Source organism: Stenotrophomonas maltophilia group sp. SKK55, assembly GCF_057179845.1.
In genome coordinates, this window is record NZ_JBXUHP010000047.1 from 1 (window position 1) to 465 (window position 465).

At 54.0% G+C, this 465-nt stretch carries 1 protein-coding gene; it reads left to right on the forward strand.

What is annotated here, in order from left to right:
• Positions 1–296, forward strand: a 296-nt coding sequence (locus AC2A1N_RS14540; protein ID WP_484372685.1) for a DUF4189 domain-containing protein, incomplete at its 5' end; no start/stop codon positions are given.
• Between the last annotated feature and the right edge of the window lie 169 nt (positions 297–465).

The following is a 465-nucleotide window of genomic DNA, read 5'->3' on the forward strand; positions in this document are numbered from 1 at the left end:
GGGGCGATGTCGGCGTGGCTCTCGGTAAGCGAAGGAAGAGGGATGCGGCTTCGGAGTCCCTTGCTAATTGCGCACAGCGGGGGGCTACGGATTGCAGGGTGGTATTGGAGTTCAATAATCAATGTGCAGCATTCGTATCCCCCAGTGATGCAAGATTTGGTGGCTCCACGTTTGCGCGTGCGGCATCTGTTGATGCTGCGAGTAAGATGGCTGTGGATGCGTGCTTAAAGCAGGGGAGCGATGGCTGTAAAGTGATTTATTCTGGATGCACCGAGCCTGAGTTTGAGAACTTCTGAGGTTGCGCTTATGAGTTTCTGGCTGAAAACGTAGAAATGCCTGATTGGCCGGAAAAGACAAGGCGCCGGATGAGCAGATCGACAAGAGCTTGGCCTGGATGCAAGTGGCGCTGTCGAGCATTGATGGCATCAAGATCCTGAATGATCCAGGGTTGCAGGCGGACAAGAC